This window comes from Bradyrhizobium sp. Leo78, assembly GCF_059512425.1.
The window spans coordinates 1-418 of the sequence record NZ_JCAMOT010000244.1 but is presented as its reverse complement, the minus strand read 5'-3'; the positions used below and the strand labels follow the sequence as shown (position 1 = coordinate 418).

At 63.2% G+C, this 418-nt stretch carries 1 protein-coding gene; it reads right to left on the bottom strand.

All coding sequences use genetic code 11. The annotated features are described in order from the left end of the window. Window positions 1-418 (bottom strand): NAD(P)/FAD-dependent oxidoreductase (locus AC5ZG1_RS44515; protein ID WP_496136587.1); only part of this gene is annotated, 418 nt, incomplete at both ends.

Here is a 418-nt window from a genome sequence, read left to right as displayed (position 1 = left end):
CGCATTGTGGCTGCCCTTGATGCGCGGCACGTTGACGAGACCGGCCGAACAGCCGATCAGAGCCCCGCCGGGGAAGGAAAGCTTCGGCACCGACTGATAGCCGCCCTCGGTGATCGCGCGCGCGCCATAGGACAGCCGCTTGCCGCCCTCGAAAGTTCCGCGGATCGCCGGATGGGTCTTGAAGCGCTGGAACTCCTCGAAGGGGTAGAGATAGGGGTTCTTGTAGTTCAGGTGGACAACGAAGCCGACGGCCACCAGATTGTCTTCGAGGTGATAGAGGAAGGAGCCGCCGCCGGTTTTCATGCCGAGCGGCCAGCCGAAGGAATGCTGCACCAGACCGGGCTTGTGATTCTCCGGCTTGACCTGCCAGAGCTCCTTGATGCCGATGCCGAACTTCTGCGGCTCGCGGTCCTTCTGC